Below are 16,584 nucleotides of genomic sequence, written 5' to 3'. Positions count from 1 at the left end.
AACCAAGATTTTCCACTGGCTTCACCATAAACTTAAGAAAATGGGCCATGATGGTGGCATGCGTGTTGCGATCGTGGCTGAATCCTTCCTCCCCAATGTCAATGGTGTGACCAACTCCGTGCTGCGCGTTTTAGAGCACCTGCACGAGACCGGCCAGGAGGCCATCGTCATCGCGCCGGGCGCCCGTGAAGGACAGGAGGAAATTCCGGACTACCTAGGATTCCCCATCTACCGTGTACCCACCGTGCGCGTGCCGCTGGTGGATTCGCTGCCGGTGGGCGTGCCTACCACGGCGGTCGATGAGGCGCTGCGTGATTTCAAGCCGGATATTATCCACCTGGCCAGCCCCTTCGTACTCGGCGCGGCTGGCGCTTTCTCCGCCCGCCAGCAGCGCGTGCCGGCCGTAGCGTTGTACCAGACCGATGTTGCCGGCTTTGCCACCAAGTACCATGCCTCCGCGCTGGCCTATGGCGTGTGGGAGTGGCTGCGCACGATTCATAACTCCTGCCAGATGACGCTGGCACCGTCCTCGCTGACCATCCGGGACTTGGAAAAGCACAACATTAAAAACGTGCGCCACTGGGGTCGTGGCGTGAACGCAGAACTTTTCCATCCCTCCAAGCGCTCTGACAAGCTGCGCTGCAGCTGGGATCCGAGCGGCACCAAGAAAGTGGTTGGTTTCGTGGGCCGCCTCGCCGCGGAAAAGGGCGTGCACCGCCTCTCGGCGCTCAACGGGCGCGAGGATATCCAGCTGGTCATCGTGGGCGATGGACCGGAGCGCCCGCTGTTGGAAGCCCAGCTGCCCGGTGCCGTCTTTACCGGTGCGCTGTCCGGCGAAGACCTCGCCGCCGCCTATGCCTCCTTGGACGTCTTTGTCCACGCCGGCGAGTTCGAGACCTTCTGCCAGTCCATCCAGGAGGCACAGGCCTCCGGCGTGCCGACCATCGGGCCGCGGGCCGGTGGCCCGGTAGACCTCATCAACGAGGGCTATAACGGCCTGCTGCTGGAGGTAAAGACCTTTGTGGAAGACCTCCCCAATGCGGTGGACGCTCTGCTCAATCCGGAGATCCACCAAGAGATGCGGGACAATGCCCGCGAGTCCATTTCCTCCAAGACGTGGAAGGCGCTGTGCGAGCAGCTCGTGGGCTATTACGAAGAGGTACTGGAGGATACTCGCCGGGTGCCGCTGACCATTTTGGGCCAGCGTCCCGAGCTGCCGCGATGGGCGGCTCGTGCCCTTGGCGCCCGTGTAGCCTAGACTGATCATTTGTGTCTAAGGCAGATCTGGATAAAAAGCCCTTCGATGTGGCGCGCATGTTTGACGCCGTGGGCGAGAAATACGACCTCACCAATACCGTGCTGTCCTTTGGGCAGGACGCGCACTGGCGCAAGCGCACCCGCGAGCGTTTGAACCTTAAGCCGGGCGAGAAGGTCCTAGACCTTGCAGCGGGTACCGCCGTGTCCACCGTGGAACTTTCCAAGTCCGGTGCGTGGTGTGTGGCGTGTGATTTCTCCCGTGGCATGCTGGCCGCCGGCCGTGAGCGTGACGTGCCCAAGGTGGCTGGCGATGGCATGCAGCTGCCGTTTGCGGATAACACCTTTGACGCCGTGACCATCTCTTATGGCCTGCGCAATATTCACGACTTTGAGCTCGGCCTGCGCGAGATGGCGCGCGTGACCAAGCCGGGCGGGCGTCTTGCGGTGGCGGAGTTTTCCACCCCAGTGGTACCGATTTTTGGCACCGTGTACAAGGAATACTTGATGCGTCTGCTCCCGCCGGTAGCGCGCCTGGTCTCTTCTAACCCGGAGGCATATATCTACCTCGCGGAATCCATTCGCGCGTGGCCCGGGCAGGAGGAGCTTGCCGCGGTTATCAATCGCAATGGCTGGGCCGAGGCCGGCTGGCAGAACCTTACCTTCGGCATCGTGGCGCTGCACTCGGCGGTAAAGCCAGCCTAGGCGCGGGCCGGAGCCCGCGCCTAGAGGACTGCGGCGGGGGACTATGCCGCGGTCGAATCCCAGAGGGGCGTATCGCGGCGAAGGGACGAGACCGTACGGCCGGCGGCGCGCCAGGTGCGTGCGATGAGGTCGCGGTCATCGTCAGTAATGAGGTTGCCCATCAGGCGCGCGGCGGCCGGCATGAGTATGCGGCCGATGGGCCCGCGCAGGGCCAGTGGACCGGCCAGCGGTAGGAACTGCGGATAAGTAAGCAAGCGCGCGGCCGTGCGGGCCAAGAGGAAGGACTCGCCGTAGTGCTCGCGCAAGACGGCCGGCCAGGCCAGGGTGAAATCCTTCGGGCCGAGCAGGGCTACGGCCAGCGCGGCGGTCTCCAAGCCATAATCGATGCCCTCGCCGTTGAGGGGGTTGATGCAGGCCGCGGCATCACCAATGAGCATCCAATTGGCGCCGGCCACGTTAGATGCCGCGCCGCCCATGGGCAGTAAGGCAGAGGTAACGTGCTCAATTTCCCCGAGTCCCCACTCGGTGCGCTGTTGGGTGGCGTAGAACTCGAGCAGCTTCTTGGTGTTGATCTTGGCGGGGCGCTGCGCGGTCGACAGCGCGCCGAGGCCGATATTGACCTGGCCTAGCTCGGGGCCGAGCGGGAAGATCCAACCGTAGCCGGGCTGCACCTCGCCTTCTTCGTCCTTGAGCTCAACGTGGGAGTGCATCCAGGGCTCAGTGGCATGCGTAGAGGAAGCATAGGAACGCGCGGCAATGCCATAGACCTCCTCGCGGTGCCAGGTGCGGCCGAGCTTCTTGCCAAAAGTAGAGCGCACGCCATCGGCCACGATGATCCACTTGGCATGCACTGTGGCCTCTCCCACGCGGAAGGAGGTCACGCGGTTGCCCTCGAGCACCGGGTTGGTGGCAGGGGTGCCGGTGAGGAGGGTGGCGCCGGCTTTCCGGGCGGCGTCGGCAAGCAGGGCATCAAAGCGGTAGCGCGGCAGGGCCGTGCCCACCTGGGAGGGGTAGGTCTCCGGCCAAGGCGCGGTAATATCGCCGCCGTAGCCGTGCAGTTTCAGGCCGCGATTGCGGTAGGAGGCGTTGACCACAATGCCGAGCTCAGCAAGCTGGTGCATCGCGCGCGGGGTGAGCCCGTCGCCGCAGGTTTTATCGCGGGGAAACGTCGCGGAATCAATAAGGAGGGTGTCATAACCGGCGCGTGCGGCATGAATCGCGGCGGCGGCTCCGGCAGGCCCAGCGCCAATGATGGCGACCTCGACATAGGTTTGGGAATCGATCTGCTCCGACATGAGGACTATCATTGCATGAGTTCGACCCCTCGAGTGTGTTTAGGGGCGCAGTTTGGACTACGGTAGGTAATCGATTATCTCTGGCTTTTAGTTGCAAGGAACACTATTTAATGACTCACGGTCAATCGCATGCCACGCACGTGGATCTTGGTGATCCGCAGCTCAACGAGCGCATTGGTGCGGGCATGGAAGCAGTAGAAGACAAGCTGCGCAGTGAAATCGACCGCGGCCAGGACTTCTTAAAGGACAAGGTCAGCCACCTGTCTAAGGCCGGTGGCAAGCGCTTTCGCCCCATGATGGCGCTGCTGGCCTCCGAGTATGGTCCGCGTCCGGGCTGCGAAGAGGTTGTTAAGGCCGCCACCGTCGTGGAGATGGTGCACGTAGCCACCCTTTATCATGACGATGTCATGGATGAGGCGGACCGCCGCCGCGGCGTGGAATCTGCCAATTCGCGGTGGAATAACTCTGTGGCCATCCTCGCCGGCGATGCGCTCCTGGCGCATGCCTCCCGCCTGATGAGTGAGCTGGATACCCACACCGTGGCCCACTTTGCCGATACCTTTGAGGAGCTGGTGACCGGCCAGATGCGCGAAACCATCGGCGCAGGTGAGGCCAATGCCGTGGAGCACTACACGGCCGTTATCCGTGAAAAGACCGCGGTGCTCATCGCCTCTGCTGGCTACCTGGGTGCCTACCACTCCGGCGCCTCGGCCGAGCATGCCGCAGCCTTGCACCGCATTGGTGGTGCCATTGGCATGATCTTTCAGATTGTGGATGATGTCATCGACATCTTCTCTGACCCAAAGGAGTCCGGCAAGACCCCGGGCACGGACCTGCGCGAGGGCGTATTTACCCTGCCGGTTCTCTACGCCTTGGAAGAAGAGGGCGAAGTGGGCGACAAGCTGCGTGAGCTGCTTACTGGTCCGCTGCATTCCGACGCCGAGGTGGAGCGCGCCATCGAGCTCCTGCACCAGTCTGGCGGCCGTCAGAAGGCGCTGGAGGACATCAATGCCTACCTGCGCACGGTGGAGGAGCAACTCGCCGTGCTACCGGAGAACTCCGCGAGCCAGGCCTTGCGTCAATTGGCGGATTACACGGTGCGCCGCGTGGGCTAGCTGCTTGGCGAAGCCCCCCTCTTTCCCGCCCCTTTCGCCCCTACTACGCTGGCGATTTGTAGGTGGGAGGGTGGTTCGTAGTAAAGTACTTATTCGCACCACACAGTGCATGCCAGGTTGCCCGAGCGGCCAAAGGGAGCGGACTGTAAATCCGCCGGCATTGCCTTCAGAAGTTCGAATCTTCTACCTGGCACAGAATGAACCCCCGCAAGCAAAAGCTTGCGGGGGTTCAAGCGTACCTGCAGCTGTGAGGCGGGATCTACTGGCTGGGCTCCTGGGTGCGGGAGCTTTTAGCCTTGTGCCACACCGCATAAGCACTGGCGAGGAAAACAACTAAGAAAACCCCAGCGATCTTGAAGTAGAAAAGCCATTTCCTAGCCTGCGAGAAATATCTGGCAATGAGGTGGAATCCGATTCAGCTAGGGCCTTGGCAACGTACATCGCATTCAAACCGCCGATGAAGTAGCCGAGGCAGAGCAATAATGAAATAACGGCCGTAATCATTACCAAAACTGCTAAGGATGAATGGCGGGACATTGTTCTCATCTAACTCCTCTCATCGCGGCCTAAAGGACCAGCAAAGTACACCTTTCTAAGGCGCTTGGTACTAACAGGTTTGCTCGCCTGTCTTATCATCCCTCACGGGCTGCCATCAGAGGTCTTCACAAAGTCCGCCTGGGCGGCTGCGGCGGCTTGCCAGGCGAGGACAATGGGGCGACGGAAAGAGCGGCGGGCTCGATGATGATCTTGACACCTTACCGGGGGTAGCATCGCGTGGGCTGGGAAATGGACGCGGAGTAGAGGTCTTTGGTGGAACGCTCTGTATGCGAGTGGCCGCCCTTTGTCCTGCACGATCTCTGCGCCTTTGGGGGCCGCCGCCGCAGGTGGGAGGAGCCGGCGCTGCCAAGATCCGCCAGGGTGGAACCTAGAGGCGGGGTGGCGGTCTCGCGAGCGTCGGCAAGCGCAAAGCGCTTAGACAGCTGACTTATCCCTTTATCGGACTGCTTACGCGGATCAGTAATGCTGATGCTGGCGAAGCCGGAGTTGTAATACAGCTTTGTAGCATCGCTGGATTGGCGATCCTCGTCATCCAACACGCCCTTCATTCAAGCACGTTTACATCGCGTAAAAAGAAGCCACTTGAACTGTATATTTATGGGCTCTGACGTGGCGATTTGTGTAAAACGTTGAAAGCAGGTTAGATTATTGGAGTCCGCAACGGAGAGCACAACGAAATAGCGATGTGTTCAACGCTAGGATGTGCCCCCTTAGCTCAGTCGGCAGAGCGTTTCCATGGTAAGGAAAAGGTCGACAGTTCGATTCTGTCAGGGGGCTCCATTCATGTTTGGAGGAAGGAACTCCTCCGAGGTGAATATGGCGGTGTAGCTCAGTGGTAGAGCAAGCGACTCATAATCGCTGTGTCGCGAGTTCAATTCTCGCCATCGCTACCGGGAAAGAAAGGCGCCCGCAGGGCGCTTTTTTATTACCGCGCTGAAGACAATCCAGGCTGTGCCTAGTTGCCTAGTTGCCTAGTTTCGGATTGGAACTATGGCTCTGGTAAGGTCTTCAACGCTTGATGCTTAGGCATTGAGGAATAAAAGAATAGGGGCGTGGCGCAATTGGTAGCGCAACGGTCTCCAAAACCGTAGGTTGCAGGTTCGAGTCCTGTCGCCCCTGCACAGTAAACCCCCGTCATCTGGCATCAGGTGGCGGGGTTTCTTCATGCCCTAATTTCTTCGTGGCGCTTGGCCCACGCACATGTTGTCAAGGCCACGCCTTGCAAATGCCGTGGTCAGCTTTTCATGCTGGGCGAGCTTTGCTAGGGTTGACAAAGTTATGGAGGTGCGCGTTAAGCGCCCTATTAGATTTAGTTCCCAAGGAGGGTTAGCTGTGAGCGATGAGCAGCAGCCGAAGAATTCGGGTGCATCGCGCCCGACCGGTAAGCGTCAGCTCTCTGGTGCGGCTACCACGTCCTCCGCGGACTACGCCGATAAGCACGTCGTCCGCGTAGAGGATAAGAACCACGATGACACCCCAGGTGGTGGCGTAGCCGCTTTCCCTGGCGAGGTTGCATCCGAGATGAAGAAGGTGGTGTGGCCTACCGCTAAGGAGATGCTGCAGTACACCCTCATTACCTTTGCGTTCCTTATCGTGATGACCGCTTTGGTCTGGGGCGTTGACACCCTGGCTGGTCTCGGAGTTGAGCAGGTTCTCTCTGATAAGTAAGATAGCTGCATAACCTTTTATCCCGCTGTTTCCGCTTCAAGGAACGGCGGGATACTTTTTGCCCATACGCGGGCGGGTAGGCTGGTCCTACGCAACGCGCCGAGGAATTTTTTGGAGTAAGAATTATGAGCGACGAGAATAACGTCGAAACCGTAGGCACCTCGCTGGAAGAGGCAATGCAGTCCAACGTGCAGGAGCAGGCGGCAGAGCACGCTAGCTCCGTAGAAGAAGCGCAGCAGGAAGATGCTACCCCAGCCGCTCCGGCAGCGGAAGAAACTGAAGGAACGGCTGAGTCCACCGACACTGCAGGCGAGTCCGCCGAGTCCACCGACGCAGCAGAACCGGCAGCGGCCGAAGCTGAAGCCGAGGGTGCAGCCCCTGAGGCCAGCGAAGACGAGTCCGAGGATGCCGCCTACCGCAAGCGCCTGCGCGCCTTTACCCGCGAGCTGAAGAAGCAGCCGGGCCAGTGGTACATCATTCAGTGCTACTCCGGCTACGAAAACAAGGTAAAGACCAACCTGGACATGCGCGCCCAGACCCTCGAGGTAGAAGATTCCATCTTCGAGGTCGTTGTTCCTATTGAGCAGGTCCTGGAGACCAAGGACGGCAAGAAGAAGATTGTGAAGCGCAAGCTGCTGCCGGGCTACGTCCTGGTTCGCGCTGAGCTTAACGACGCCGCATGGTCCGTCATCCGCGAAACCCCGGGCGTGACCTCCTTCGTGGGCAACGAAGGCAACGCCACCCCGGTTAAGACCCGCGACGTAGCTAAGTTCCTCATGCCCAACGAGGCGCCGTCCACCAAGGGCGATGCTGCCCCGAACGAGGCAGAGGGCGAGCAGGTTGTGGATATGCCGGAGAAGGAAGTGGCCAAGAAGTACGCGCACGACTTCGAGGTGGGCGAGGCAGTGACCATCCTGTCCGGACCGCTGGCTGCCGTATCCGCGACCATTTCCGAGATCGACCCGGAGACCGGCAAGATGCAGGGCTTGGTGTCCATCTTCGGCCGCGAGACCCCGGTGGAGCTGTCGCCGACTGAGATCGAGCGCATCTCCTAAAAAGTGATTTTGTGCAGGGCGCACGGTGTTCTAAACTGGAACGCCGTGCGCCTTTGGCGTGCGTATAAGAAAACGTTTCATCCTCCGGTGGCCCACTGAAGGTGAGCATCCGGACGGGATCCCGTTATTCATCGTGGCGGATATCCCGGTAACACAGGAAAGAGGTAATTCGATGGCTCCTAAGAAGAAGGTATCCGGCTTCATCAAGCTGCAGATCGAGGCAGGCGCCGCTAACCCGGCACCGCCAGTTGGCCCGGCACTGGGTGCCCACGGCGTCAACATCATGGAGTTCTGCAAGGCTTATAACGCCGCTACCGAGAATCAGCGTGGCAACGTGGTTCCGGTTGAGATCACCGTCTACGAGGACCGTTCCTTCGACTTCAAGCTGAAGACCCCGCCGGCAGCTAAGCTGCTGCTGAAGGCCGCTGGCATCCAGAAGGGCTCCGGCGTCCCACACACCGACAAGGTCGGTTCTGTGTCTTGGGATCAGTGCAAGGAAATCGCAGAGACCAAGTTTGCGGACCTGAACGCACGTGACATCGAGAACGGCGCTCGCATCATCGCCGGTACCGCCCGCTCCATGGGCATCACCGTTGATGGCGCACCGGAGAAGTAAAAACTTTATGTGGTAGGGCCAGCTACGGCCCGCCAAACACCACACCAATCCAGAAAAGGAATTGTTAAATGAGCACCAAGTCTAAGGCTTATAAGGCCGCTGCGGAACTGGTAGATAAGTCCCGCCTGTACCGTCCGATCGAGGCCACCAAGCTGGCTAAGGAGACCTCCTCCAAGAACTTCGACGCCACCGTTGACGTCGTCTTCCGTCTGGGCGTTGACCCGCGCAAGGCTGACCAGCTGGTTCGCGGCACCGTTTCCCTGCCTAACGGCACCGGTAAGGACGTTCGCGTTGCTGTCTTCGCTGAGGGCGAGAAGGCTACCGCCGCTCAGGAAGCTGGCGCTGACATTGTTGGCACCGCTGAACTGATCGAGCAGATCAACGAGGGCAACATCGACTTCGACGTTGCTATCGCTACCCCGGATCAGATGGCCAAGGTCGGCCGCGTTGCCCGCGTCCTGGGCCCGCGTGGTCTGATGCCGAACCCGAAGACCGGCACCGTTACCGCAGACGTTGCTAAGGCAATCTCTGAGGTTAAGGGCGGCAAGATCTCCTTCCGCGTTGATAAGGCTGCTAACCTGCACGCCATCATCGGCAAGGCATCCTTCGACGCTGAGAAGCTGGCTGAGAACTACGGCGCCCTCATGGACGAGATCCAGCGCCTGAAGCCTTCTTCCGCTAAGGGTATCTACATCAAGCGTGCTACCATCTCCACCACCTCCGGCCCGGGCATCCCGGTTGACGGTTCCGTGGTTAAGGGCTACACCGAGTAAGTCGGTTTAGCGCACTGCGCTTAAAGCTAAAGGGCTTCGAGGAATTCCTCGAAGCCCTTTTTCTATGTTGTGAACCGCAGGCAGTTAAGTGGCGTCAATATCGTCTGGCACCCATTCGCCGCCTTCGGAGTAGACGTTGCGTGCCAAGGGAATTTGGTGCGAAGCAGACTCGAGGATGTGCATAAAATATCCGGCTGTATTCGGAATGGCGAGGGTATCTCCCACGGCAATGCCATCCGGGAAGTCCAGTTCGCGGCGCAGGATAACCTCGTCTTCAATGCAGTAGGCACCCACCACAAAGCCGGTGCGTGGCTCACGGGAGATTTCCTTTACCGGCCCAGCCGTAGGTACCAAGAGAGGGTCGAGCAAGATGTCATCTGCGGCGGTCCGGCACTGCGTGCGATTCATCGCCACGCCGATGAGGGGCAGGCCATCAGAGCGTTCTTTGAGAAAGCTCACCTCGGTGAGGATGACTCCACAGCCGTCGAGCAAGCTGCGGCCGGGCTCAAGATGTAGGGCGATGTTCCGTTCGCGCAGCTCCTTGCCAGCGGTGCCGTAGCCGGGGACCTCACCGGAGAGGAGCTGGTTTAGCCACTGACCGCGCGTCGGCTCCTGCCAGAAGGGGTAAGTATTGGACAGCGGATCCGCTTTCCACGTAAAGGGTTCCCCGGTACCAGCGCGTTGGGAGGCGATGCGCTCGAGGTAATTCTCCCACTGCTCGCGGGATTCTAGGTAGCTCATGGGCACTCCGCCGCCGATATCGATGAAACTAGCGGGCTGGCCCAATGTGCGGAGGTGCTCGACCAAGGAAATTGCCTCTGCCAGGGCGGTCCGACGGTCGGCTTCGCTATAGCCGTGCAGGTGCACGTGGACGCCTACAGCACGAAGTTCCTTAGGCCACTCGGCTTGCCGCCATGTCGGCAGCCTCTCCCCGAAGCGGGTGGGAGGTAGGGAGTTAGGATCTGGAGCGAGGCGTGGTGCCACGCGGGCGGTGGTGTCTAAATCCCTCGCAATGGCGGCGATGCGGCGGGATTCGGCGCGAGAATCGCAAGAGATAGTGACGCCTCGCGAAACCGCGAGGCGGAGCAAGCCATCTGTTTTGATAGCGGCGCTGAGGATGATGCGCTCTGGGGCGACACCGCGGTCGAGCACTTGGCGGAGCTCGTTCTCGCTGGCTACATCCACCCCGAGCCCGGCATTGCGTGCAGCATCGACAAAACACAGAGCCTTATTGGCCTTGCGTGCGAAAAACACCTGAGTCTCCACGCCGTGGGAAGCGCCCGCGTCGAGCAGCTCTTGGGCATTGTGGCGTAGCGGAGCGGGATTCAACACGTTCACCGGAGAACCGTAGCGCGAGGTTAATGTGCTGACGTGCTGCGGGTTTTCGACGAGCTCACGCATCCACCGTTCCCACCGGGCGCGCAAGGGGACGGTGCCGTGGACGGGTAGTGGGTCTACGGGAGTGGTGGTCATGGGTTTCCTACTTTCTCCGCCCAGCGGGGGATGTCATCGTGCACGGAACGGTTAAGGGAGTCATGGCCGGGCAGGGAGATCTCATTCATCCGGCCAATTTCCACTACGCCAGGAACGTCGTGGAAGGGGGAGGGGGTGGCTTGCGGAGCAACGGTGGCGTCAATAAGCAGGTCCACGCCGCCCTGCTCCCGCCAGGAATCTATCTGCTCAGGCGTGCCTAGGTAGTGGGTATTCACCACACCGGAGTGGATCAGCTCGAGCAGGCGCTTGGCTGTGACCGGTGGCGGACCAAAAGCCACGCGCTCAAGGGTGCGTGAAAGCTCGCGGAAGCCGGGCATGGGTCCATGTGCCTTGTGCCAATCGACGCATTCTTGAAATACCCCACGAAACGCCGCGCCTACGGCTGCGGCCGGGGTGAGTGGACCGGTACCTTCGGCCGCACGTAGGGAAGCCTCGAGCTCAGCGACAGCATCGCCAGTGAAATCCTGACCGTCGATAACGGCGGCGAGGTCTGCAGTTGAGAAGTCACCGAATTCGCCTGCAGCCCCGATGAGGATCTCACGCAGCTCCGAAGCGTTGTCGATATGCGCGCAGGCCTGCCGCCAGCGCGGTGACACCTCCGGCAGCGGTGTCTGCGGGGAGGGCTTTACCTCCATGAAGCGCCCGCTGCGGCTAACCGGGTAGATGGTTTCGGCGGTATCGCCATACAGCAGGCACACATCGATGAAGCTCAAGGCGGCACCGCGTACGCCGATTTGCCGTGCGGAGCTCGGAAGATCGGCACCGAAGTAAAGACCGGTGACCGGTACGCAAGAGGCCTCATAGGCCAAAGACCCAGCGTGGAGATGGTCGTGGCCGGTGCAGACCAGGACTTCGTCGAAGGGGGAGCCATCGACCATGAACCCTTCTCTTTCGGCGCTTACCGCGGTCACGCGGTGCGGCAGGTGCCGAATGCGAACGTGGGCTGGCGCGCGGCGCACTGCTGCGGACCAGGTATCGGCGAGGAATTGGCCCACCTGGGCCCGCGGCGGGAAGGCATCGGTGGTGTCTTCACCGCGGCGGGTGCGCCAAGCGTTGAAACTATCGTGGGCAGTGGCGACGATGGCGCAGTTGACGTTGAGGCGCCACTGCGGCGGCTGCTGCGGACGGTAGACGGCGCCCGCACCGGCGGGGTAGGGGTCAAAGACAGTGACATCGAGTGGAACGCGGGCGCGCTCGAGGAGTTCCTCGACGGCCCACAGGCCACGTGGGCCAGCTCCAATGATGGCAATGCGGCGGACAGAACGAGAAGCGGTCACTGCGCCGACCCTTCGATGCGCGCCGCGAGTTCAGAGGGCGAAATATCGAAGTTTTCGCACACCCAGGAGTCGTTATAAATGGTGTCGAGGTAAGGCTGGCCGACGTCGTGCAGCACGGCAACCACTTCAGCCCCTGCCGGTAGGGAGGGCGCGAGGCGCTGGAAGGCGGCGATGACGGCACCGCCGGAAGCGCCAGGCAGTAGGCCCTCTGCTTGAGCGAGCTGCCGGGCAGCAACGATGGCATCGAGGTCCGGAACCCTCTCCACGGAAGAAGGCGAAAACTTGGTGGATAGTTCGGTTACGATTCCAGCGCCATAGCCAGGCAGCATGCGGGTGCCACGCTCACCACCAAAAAGCACGGAGCCTTCCGCATCAACGCCGATTGTGTGGGTGTCTGCGCCCAGCTCAGAGAGCTTGCGTACGCAGCCGCCAAGGGTTCCGGTGGTGCTCATAGCCACGAGCAGATGACTGGGCGCCTGACCGAGCTGGTCCAGAATCTCAGTCATGGTGCCTTCCGCGTGGGCGTGGAAGGCGGCTTCATTGGAATACTGGTTGAGGTTGAAGGACTCTGGGATCTCTTCCAAAAGCTCGGCCACGCGGGTGCGGCGGGCGGTGAGCCAATCGCCGGTTTCTGGATCGGGGTGGTCGAGCAATTCCACGTGTGCACCGTAGGCCCGCATGGTAGCTACCGTGGAGGCGTTGACCCGCGGATCCACCACGCAGTGGAACTTCATCCCCTGGAGCGGGGCTTGGCGAGCAAGAGCCATGCCCAGGTTGCCGGAGGAAGATTCCACCAGCGTCGAACCCGGGCGGATATCGCCGGCTTCGAGGGCTGCCTGGATTAGGGCTCGGGCGGTCCGGTCTTTTGCAGAACCGCCGAGGTTGAATTGTTCGAGTTTGAGATAGAGGTGGACATCCGGCCGGGGGCTAATCGCCTCCACTCGCATGAGAGGGGTATTGCCAATCGGCGGGTGCGCTTGAGAATGAATCCTGGGGCTCATCATTGGCCCCATGGTAGACCTTTACGTCCACCTTTTCCGCCGGCCTAGTCTTTGATCTCCGCATAGGCATCGAGCGCGGCTTGGCGTGATTCCTTTAGGTCCACGATGGGCGGGGCGGACAGCGTGGGTGCCCAGCGGCGCACGTACCTGCCCTTAGGGTCGAAGCGCTGGGCCTGCGTTTCGGGGTTGAAGATGCGAAAGAAAGGCGCGGCATCATCGCCGCAACCGGCCACCCACTGCCAATTAAAAGGATTGGAGACGGCATCGGCGTCTACCAAGGTGTCCCAGAACCATTCCTCGCCCAGGCGCCAGTGGATGCCCAGGTTCTTGGTGAGGAAGGAGCCCACCACCATGCGCACGCGATTGTGCATATACCCGGTGGCCTATAGCTCGCGCATTCCGGCGTCGATAAGCGGAATGCACGTAGTGCCGGCCTGCCAGTCCTTGATCCGCGGCGAACCACACCTCACGCGGGGAGACCTCGCCAAAGCGCAGGTGGGGCGAGAGTAGGGAGGTGGCATTGAGCGCGGGAATATCGCGCTCCTCGGCGTAGTTGGCCAGATCCAGCTGGGCTAGTCGCTCGCGCGCCCCAGCCTCGCCGGGCGTCCAGTGTTCGGCCATGGATGCCGACCATGCCGGCTCGGTGGTTTTGGGCCAGCCAGATGCACTGCTTGCCGACGCCCCAACTCCGGCACCCCCTCCGGTTCATCTGCCGCCACCTGGGAGGCGGCGGCCTTGGAGAAGGGAGTAAAGACCTTATAGGGCTGGCCTTGGCCATTGGTGGCCTCCCAGGGTTCCACCAAGGTGAAGTCGGGCGAGGAAGTCGCGGTGATGCCCTGGGAGGCCAGGGTGTCCTTGACGGTGGCATCGACCTCGCGCAGTGGCCTCGGACGCGCGGGAAAGGGCCTGGTTATCGTGCAGGCGCAGGTCATCGCGGCTATCCTACGCGGCGAAAACGGCGATTTGGAGAAACCGCGGGTGGGGAGGTAGTGTTTTCCTCGAAGTTTGAACGGCCACATCACGGTCGAGTCAAAGTTCACCGAAGACCGTTGGTCATCCATTTGGATCGAAGGTTCTCCATCCTAGGAGGCGGCCCACGCAGGAGACACTTTGCGATTATTCGCGGCATTCTCTTATGTCGCGCGCCCTGTGCTCTTGCACGGGGCTTTTGTTGTTTCGGGCAAGCGAAGCGAGGAAGGCCCCGGCGGAATAATAAAAGAGATGTTTTGGAAGGAGGCGAGAGACAATGGCAAACCCAAAGAACACTGCAGACCTGGCAGAGCTGAAGGAGAAGCTGGCTGGCGCTAACTCTGTTGTATTGACCGAGTACCGCGGCCTGACCGTATCCCAGCTGCAAGAGCTGCGTAACGATCTGGGCTTTGACGTTGAATACTCCGTCGCCAAGAACACCCTTTTCAAGATCGCTGCCAAGGAAGCTGGCATCGAAGGTCTTGATGATTTGCTGACTGGCCCGACCGCAATTGCGTTCATCAAGGGCGAGGCAGTGGATGCTGCGAAGGTCATCACCAAGTTCGCTGATGACAACAAGGCACTCATCATCAAGGGTGGCTACATGGACGGCAACGCACTGTCTGCCGACCAGGTTGAGGCCATCGCCAAGCTGGATAACCGCGAGACCACCCTCGCAAAGCTGGCTGGCGCTATGAAGGGTTCTATGGCGAAGGCTGCCGCTCTCTTCAACGCTCCTGCAACCAAGGCTGTACGCACCGTCGCAGCCCTGCAGGACAAGAAGGAAGCAGAAGCTTAAGTCGTCACAAAAGACGCACAATTACAACACCGTGTGCGCCGCATAAATCACGCGCAGCGCACACACAACACAGAAAGGACTTGCCATCATGGCTAAGCTCACCAAGGACGAGCTCATTGAAGCTTTCAAGGAAATGACCCTCATCGAACTGTCCGAGTTCGTTAAGGAATTTGAAGAGGTATTCGACGTTGAGGCTGCTGCTCCGGTTGCTGCTGTTGCAGCTGGCGCTCCGGCTGAGGGCGGCGCTGGTGCCGCTGAGGAGAAGACCGAGTTCGACGTCGTTCTGACCGACGCTGGCGCTAAGAAGATTGGCGTTATTAAGGCTGTCCGCGAGATCGTCTCCGGCCTGGGCCTGAAGGAAGCTAAGGAAATGGTCGAGGGTGCTCCTAAGGCTATCCTCGAGGGCGCTTCCAAGGACGACGCTGAGGCTGCTAAGACCAAGCTGGAAGAGGCTGGCGCTTCCGTCGAGCTCAAGTAATTTCACTGAGCTTTACGCTTTCAAACCCCCACTTCTATCGCTTTACGCGGTGGAGGATGGGGGGTTTCCTCGTTTTGTGTCTTGGGGCGGATTGTTCCTGTCACAGTGCTTGTACTGTGGAGGGGCGGTCGCGCCCTATAAAGCGGCCGCGTTGTGCGCCGTAGGGGGCACGACTTCCGGAGGATCGTGGCCGCAATATGGGTTTCTTTGTACCGGAACGACGGTGCCGTGAGCATCGTGGGCCTGTAGAAACAAGGAATCGCCGCTACGGGCTGTAGAATTAGCCCCCATGCTGCCCAAGTCCCGCATTTTTTCCGTCCTGCTCCTAGGCCTCGGCGTTGCGCTCATCGCCGCCGGTATTGTGGCGCCGGCGTTTTTGGATTACTCCCCGCGGCTGCCGTTGAACCTGAAAAACAGTACGTGGACACTGCACGATGATTCTGCGGATTCGCAGCAGCTGTCCAAGGACGGCACACAGCCGTATTCGGGCCCCATGACCTACCAAATCAACATGGATATCCAAGAACCCTCGGACGAGGAGAAGGCCACCGTGCGCATCGGTGAGACCCGCATGCGTGGCGAGGGGGAGGGCCTCAATGAGCTGAGCCAGGCCCAGGTGTGGAGCTACCCGGTGGACCGCCTGAGTGGTGAGGCTCTGGGGGAGGCATCGCTTAGCCATACGCTTGCTACGCCTTCGGACAAAGTAACGGTGGATGGCTACTGGCTTAAGTTCCCGGCTGATGCGGAAAAGACCAACTACCCGGTCTTTGACCCGACCCTGCGCAAGGCCGTCGATGCAGTCTTTGAAGAGGAAGCCACGATGGACGGCCGCACGGTCTACCGCTACCACCAAGAAATTGAGCCGACCAACGTCGCGCAGCTATTTGCGGCCGATGGCAATACCACCAGCCTGCCCAAGGAAGGCGGCGGCGAGGAGCAGGGCTACCTGACCCACTCCGGCAGCCGCGACTTCTACGTGGATCAGGAGACTGGCCTGGTGGTGGGCATGGATATGGATATCGATGATTACTACGCGGACCGCGAGGGCGTGGGCCGTGAGCGCGCCTTCGTCTTTAATGGCTCTACCTCCGAGGAGGACCGGCAGGCGCTGCTCAAACAGGCGGCAGATTTCCCGCGCGACCGCGTAGCGGAGATCGTGCGGTGGGCCGCCATCGGCCTCGGCGCACTGTTGACCCTGCTCGGAATTATTGGTGCACTCGGCCTATTTGGCGGCAAGAACAAACACGCCCGCTCGCGCCATAACCGCGGACGCGTCGGCGGCAATGCGGTTCCAGCCAGCCGCTAAAAGCCCAGTTAATAGACTAATTCGCCACCAGGTTTGCGGTGTGGCGAGAATTTAGTGGTAGGGTGCTCGGTGGTTGTCGCGCACAGTGGCGCGGCATGGACGCGTTAGCGCCGCGGCGAGCACGAGCTTGCCCCCTAGCGCGGTAGCGACACGCCCCAAGAGTGGTGTGTCTTTACATGGCAGGTCTTTTCCTATAAGCTGTTTCGTTGCGCTGGAATCTG

17 protein-coding genes and 4 tRNA genes are annotated in these 16,584 nt (G+C 60.7%); 14 read left to right on the top strand and 7 right to left on the bottom strand.

Annotation, left to right across the window (positions count from 1 at the left end; genetic code table 11):
- The first annotated feature begins 58 nt into the window (after positions 1-58).
- Both MHY22_RS04005 and MHY22_RS04000 read left to right on the top strand, forming a co-directional pair.
- Positions 59-1,258, top strand: a complete 1,200-nt coding sequence (locus MHY22_RS04005; protein WP_239278176.1) for a glycosyltransferase family 1 protein — start codon at positions 59-61, stop codon at positions 1,256-1,258.
- A gap of 11 nt (positions 1,259-1,269) precedes the next feature.
- Positions 1,270-1,959, top strand: a complete 690-nt coding sequence (locus MHY22_RS04000; RefSeq protein ID WP_239278152.1) for a demethylmenaquinone methyltransferase — start codon at positions 1,270-1,272, stop codon at positions 1,957-1,959.
- A gap of 41 nt (positions 1,960-2,000) precedes the next feature.
- Here the strand turns inward: MHY22_RS04000 and MHY22_RS03995 are convergent, their stop codons facing one another.
- Positions 2,001-3,266, bottom strand: coding sequence for a geranylgeranyl reductase family protein (locus tag MHY22_RS03995; RefSeq protein WP_239278150.1), 1,266 nt, complete (start codon positions 3,264-3,266; stop codon positions 2,001-2,003).
- A 98-nt stretch (positions 3,267-3,364) separates the two neighbouring features.
- On the opposite strand from MHY22_RS03995, the gene MHY22_RS03990 reads away from it, so the two are divergent.
- Positions 3,365-4,369: a polyprenyl synthetase family protein gene (locus MHY22_RS03990; RefSeq protein ID WP_239274472.1), complete on the top strand. Its 1,005-nt coding sequence runs from the start codon at positions 3,365-3,367 to the stop codon at positions 4,367-4,369.
- A 111-nt stretch (positions 4,370-4,480) separates the two neighbouring features.
- A tRNA-Tyr gene (locus MHY22_RS03985) sits at positions 4,481-4,562 on the top strand.
- Between the two features lie 562 nt (positions 4,563-5,124).
- Here MHY22_RS03985 and MHY22_RS03980 read toward each other — a convergent pair.
- Positions 5,125-5,475, bottom strand: coding sequence for a hypothetical protein (locus MHY22_RS03980; RefSeq protein ID WP_239278149.1), 351 nt, complete (start codon positions 5,473-5,475; stop codon positions 5,125-5,127).
- 156 nt (positions 5,476-5,631) lie between these two features.
- Between MHY22_RS03980 and MHY22_RS03975 the strand changes: the two genes are divergently transcribed.
- The 7 genes from MHY22_RS03975 (at position 5,632) to rplA (ending at position 9,039) form a co-directional block, all read left to right on the top strand.
- Positions 5,632-5,707, top strand: a tRNA-Thr gene (locus MHY22_RS03975).
- Positions 5,708-5,745: 38 nt separating this feature from the next.
- Positions 5,746-5,817: transfer RNA gene (locus tag MHY22_RS03970), tRNA-Met, on the top strand.
- Between the two features lie 156 nt (positions 5,818-5,973).
- Positions 5,974-6,046: transfer RNA gene (locus MHY22_RS03965), tRNA-Trp, on the top strand.
- A gap of 213 nt (positions 6,047-6,259) precedes the next feature.
- Positions 6,260-6,595 (top strand): preprotein translocase subunit SecE, encoded by a 336-nt coding sequence (gene secE, locus MHY22_RS03960; RefSeq protein WP_239278148.1) that lies wholly within the window; start codon positions 6,260-6,262, stop codon positions 6,593-6,595.
- A gap of 125 nt (positions 6,596-6,720) precedes the next feature.
- On the top strand, positions 6,721-7,650 hold the full coding sequence (gene nusG, locus MHY22_RS03955; protein WP_239278147.1) for a transcription termination/antitermination protein NusG: 930 nt from the start codon (positions 6,721-6,723) through the stop codon (positions 7,648-7,650).
- 172 nt (positions 7,651-7,822) lie between these two features.
- Positions 7,823-8,266 (top strand): 50S ribosomal protein L11, encoded by a 444-nt coding sequence (gene rplK, locus MHY22_RS03950; protein WP_049358678.1) that lies wholly within the window; start codon positions 7,823-7,825, stop codon positions 8,264-8,266.
- A gap of 68 nt (positions 8,267-8,334) precedes the next feature.
- The gene (gene rplA / locus MHY22_RS03945; protein WP_049383568.1) at positions 8,335-9,039 is read left to right on the top strand and encodes a 50S ribosomal protein L1; all 705 of its coding nucleotides are present in this window, start codon (positions 8,335-8,337) and stop codon (positions 9,037-9,039) included.
- An 84-nt stretch (positions 9,040-9,123) separates the two neighbouring features.
- Here rplA and MHY22_RS03940 read toward each other — a convergent pair whose 3' ends face one another.
- From MHY22_RS03940 to MHY22_RS03920, 5 genes are all read right to left on the bottom strand, one after another.
- Complete coding sequence (locus MHY22_RS03940; RefSeq protein WP_239278146.1) at positions 9,124-10,512, bottom strand: Y4yA family PLP-dependent enzyme; 1,389 nt, start codon at positions 10,510-10,512, stop codon at positions 9,124-9,126.
- Positions 10,509-11,810, bottom strand: coding sequence for an FAD/NAD(P)-binding domain-containing protein (locus MHY22_RS03935; protein ID WP_239278145.1), 1,302 nt, complete (start codon positions 11,808-11,810; stop codon positions 10,509-10,511). Before MHY22_RS03935 ends, MHY22_RS03940 begins: the two co-directional genes overlap by 4 nt.
- The gene (locus MHY22_RS03930) at positions 11,807-12,823 is read right to left on the bottom strand and encodes a pyridoxal-phosphate dependent enzyme (RefSeq protein ID WP_239278144.1); all 1,017 of its coding nucleotides are present in this window, start codon (positions 12,821-12,823) and stop codon (positions 11,807-11,809) included. Before MHY22_RS03930 ends, MHY22_RS03935 begins: the two co-directional genes overlap by 4 nt.
- Positions 12,824-12,855: 32 nt before the next feature.
- Positions 12,856-13,182 (bottom strand): FAD-binding domain-containing protein, encoded by a 327-nt coding sequence (locus MHY22_RS03925; protein WP_370658828.1) that lies wholly within the window; start codon positions 13,180-13,182, stop codon positions 12,856-12,858.
- Positions 13,183-13,383: 201 nt separating this feature from the next.
- Positions 13,384-13,872 carry a deoxyribodipyrimidine photo-lyase gene (locus tag MHY22_RS03920; RefSeq protein WP_239278143.1) on the bottom strand — a complete coding sequence of 163 codons (489 nt, stop codon included), beginning with the start codon at positions 13,870-13,872 and terminating at the stop codon, positions 13,384-13,386.
- 185 nt (positions 13,873-14,057) lie between these two features.
- Here MHY22_RS03920 and rplJ point away from each other — a divergent pair, with 185 nt between their 5' ends.
- The 3 genes from rplJ (at position 14,058) to MHY22_RS03905 (ending at position 16,363) form a co-directional block, all read left to right on the top strand.
- Positions 14,058-14,579, top strand: coding sequence for a 50S ribosomal protein L10 (gene rplJ, locus MHY22_RS03915; RefSeq protein WP_005322886.1), 522 nt, complete (start codon positions 14,058-14,060; stop codon positions 14,577-14,579).
- 88 nt (positions 14,580-14,667) lie between these two features.
- The gene (gene rplL / locus MHY22_RS03910) at positions 14,668-15,057 is read left to right on the top strand and encodes a 50S ribosomal protein L7/L12 (protein ID WP_005322882.1); all 390 of its coding nucleotides are present in this window, start codon (positions 14,668-14,670) and stop codon (positions 15,055-15,057) included.
- Positions 15,058-15,346: 289 nt separating this feature from the next.
- Positions 15,347-16,363 carry a DUF3068 domain-containing protein gene (locus tag MHY22_RS03905; protein ID WP_239278142.1) on the top strand — a complete coding sequence of 339 codons (1,017 nt, stop codon included), beginning with the start codon at positions 15,347-15,349 and terminating at the stop codon, positions 16,361-16,363.
- The last annotated feature ends 221 nt before the right edge of the window (positions 16,364-16,584 follow it).

The organism is Corynebacterium sp. ACRPO (assembly GCF_022347205.1).
Taxonomy (GTDB): Bacteria; Actinomycetota; Actinomycetes; order Mycobacteriales; family Mycobacteriaceae; genus Corynebacterium.
This window is presented reverse-complemented; position numbering and strand designations above follow the sequence as displayed.

Excerpts from the sequence above, each read along its gene's own strand:
- rplJ (WP_005322886.1), top strand. The coding sequence starts at position 14,058 with ATGGCAAACCCAAAGAACACTGCAGACCTGGCAGAGCTGAAGGAGAAG.
- MHY22_RS03930 (WP_239278144.1), bottom strand. The coding sequence starts at position 12,823 with ATGGGGCCAATGATGAGCCCCAGGATTCATTCTCAAGCGCACCCGCCG.
- MHY22_RS03980 (WP_239278149.1), bottom strand. The coding sequence starts at position 5,475 with ATGAAGGGCGTGTTGGATGACGAGGATCGCCAATCCAGCGATGCTACA.
- nusG (WP_239278147.1), top strand. The coding sequence starts at position 6,721 with ATGAGCGACGAGAATAACGTCGAAACCGTAGGCACCTCGCTGGAAGAG.
- MHY22_RS03905 (WP_239278142.1), top strand. The coding sequence starts at position 15,347 with ATGCTGCCCAAGTCCCGCATTTTTTCCGTCCTGCTCCTAGGCCTCGGC.
- MHY22_RS04005 (WP_239278176.1), top strand. The coding sequence starts at position 59 with ATGCGTGTTGCGATCGTGGCTGAATCCTTCCTCCCCAATGTCAATGGT.
- rplK (WP_049358678.1), top strand. The coding sequence starts at position 7,823 with ATGGCTCCTAAGAAGAAGGTATCCGGCTTCATCAAGCTGCAGATCGAG.
- MHY22_RS03990 (WP_239274472.1), top strand. The coding sequence starts at position 3,365 with ATGACTCACGGTCAATCGCATGCCACGCACGTGGATCTTGGTGATCCG.
- MHY22_RS03920 (WP_239278143.1), bottom strand. The coding sequence starts at position 13,872 with ATGGATGACCAACGGTCTTCGGTGAACTTTGACTCGACCGTGATGTGG.
- MHY22_RS03995 (WP_239278150.1), bottom strand. The coding sequence starts at position 3,266 with ATGATAGTCCTCATGTCGGAGCAGATCGATTCCCAAACCTATGTCGAG.
- rplL (WP_005322882.1), top strand. The coding sequence starts at position 14,668 with ATGGCTAAGCTCACCAAGGACGAGCTCATTGAAGCTTTCAAGGAAATG.
- rplA (WP_049383568.1), top strand. The coding sequence starts at position 8,335 with ATGAGCACCAAGTCTAAGGCTTATAAGGCCGCTGCGGAACTGGTAGAT.
- MHY22_RS03925 (WP_370658828.1), bottom strand. The coding sequence starts at position 13,182 with ATGCACAATCGCGTGCGCATGGTGGTGGGCTCCTTCCTCACCAAGAAC.
- MHY22_RS03940 (WP_239278146.1), bottom strand. The coding sequence starts at position 10,512 with ATGACCACCACTCCCGTAGACCCACTACCCGTCCACGGCACCGTCCCC.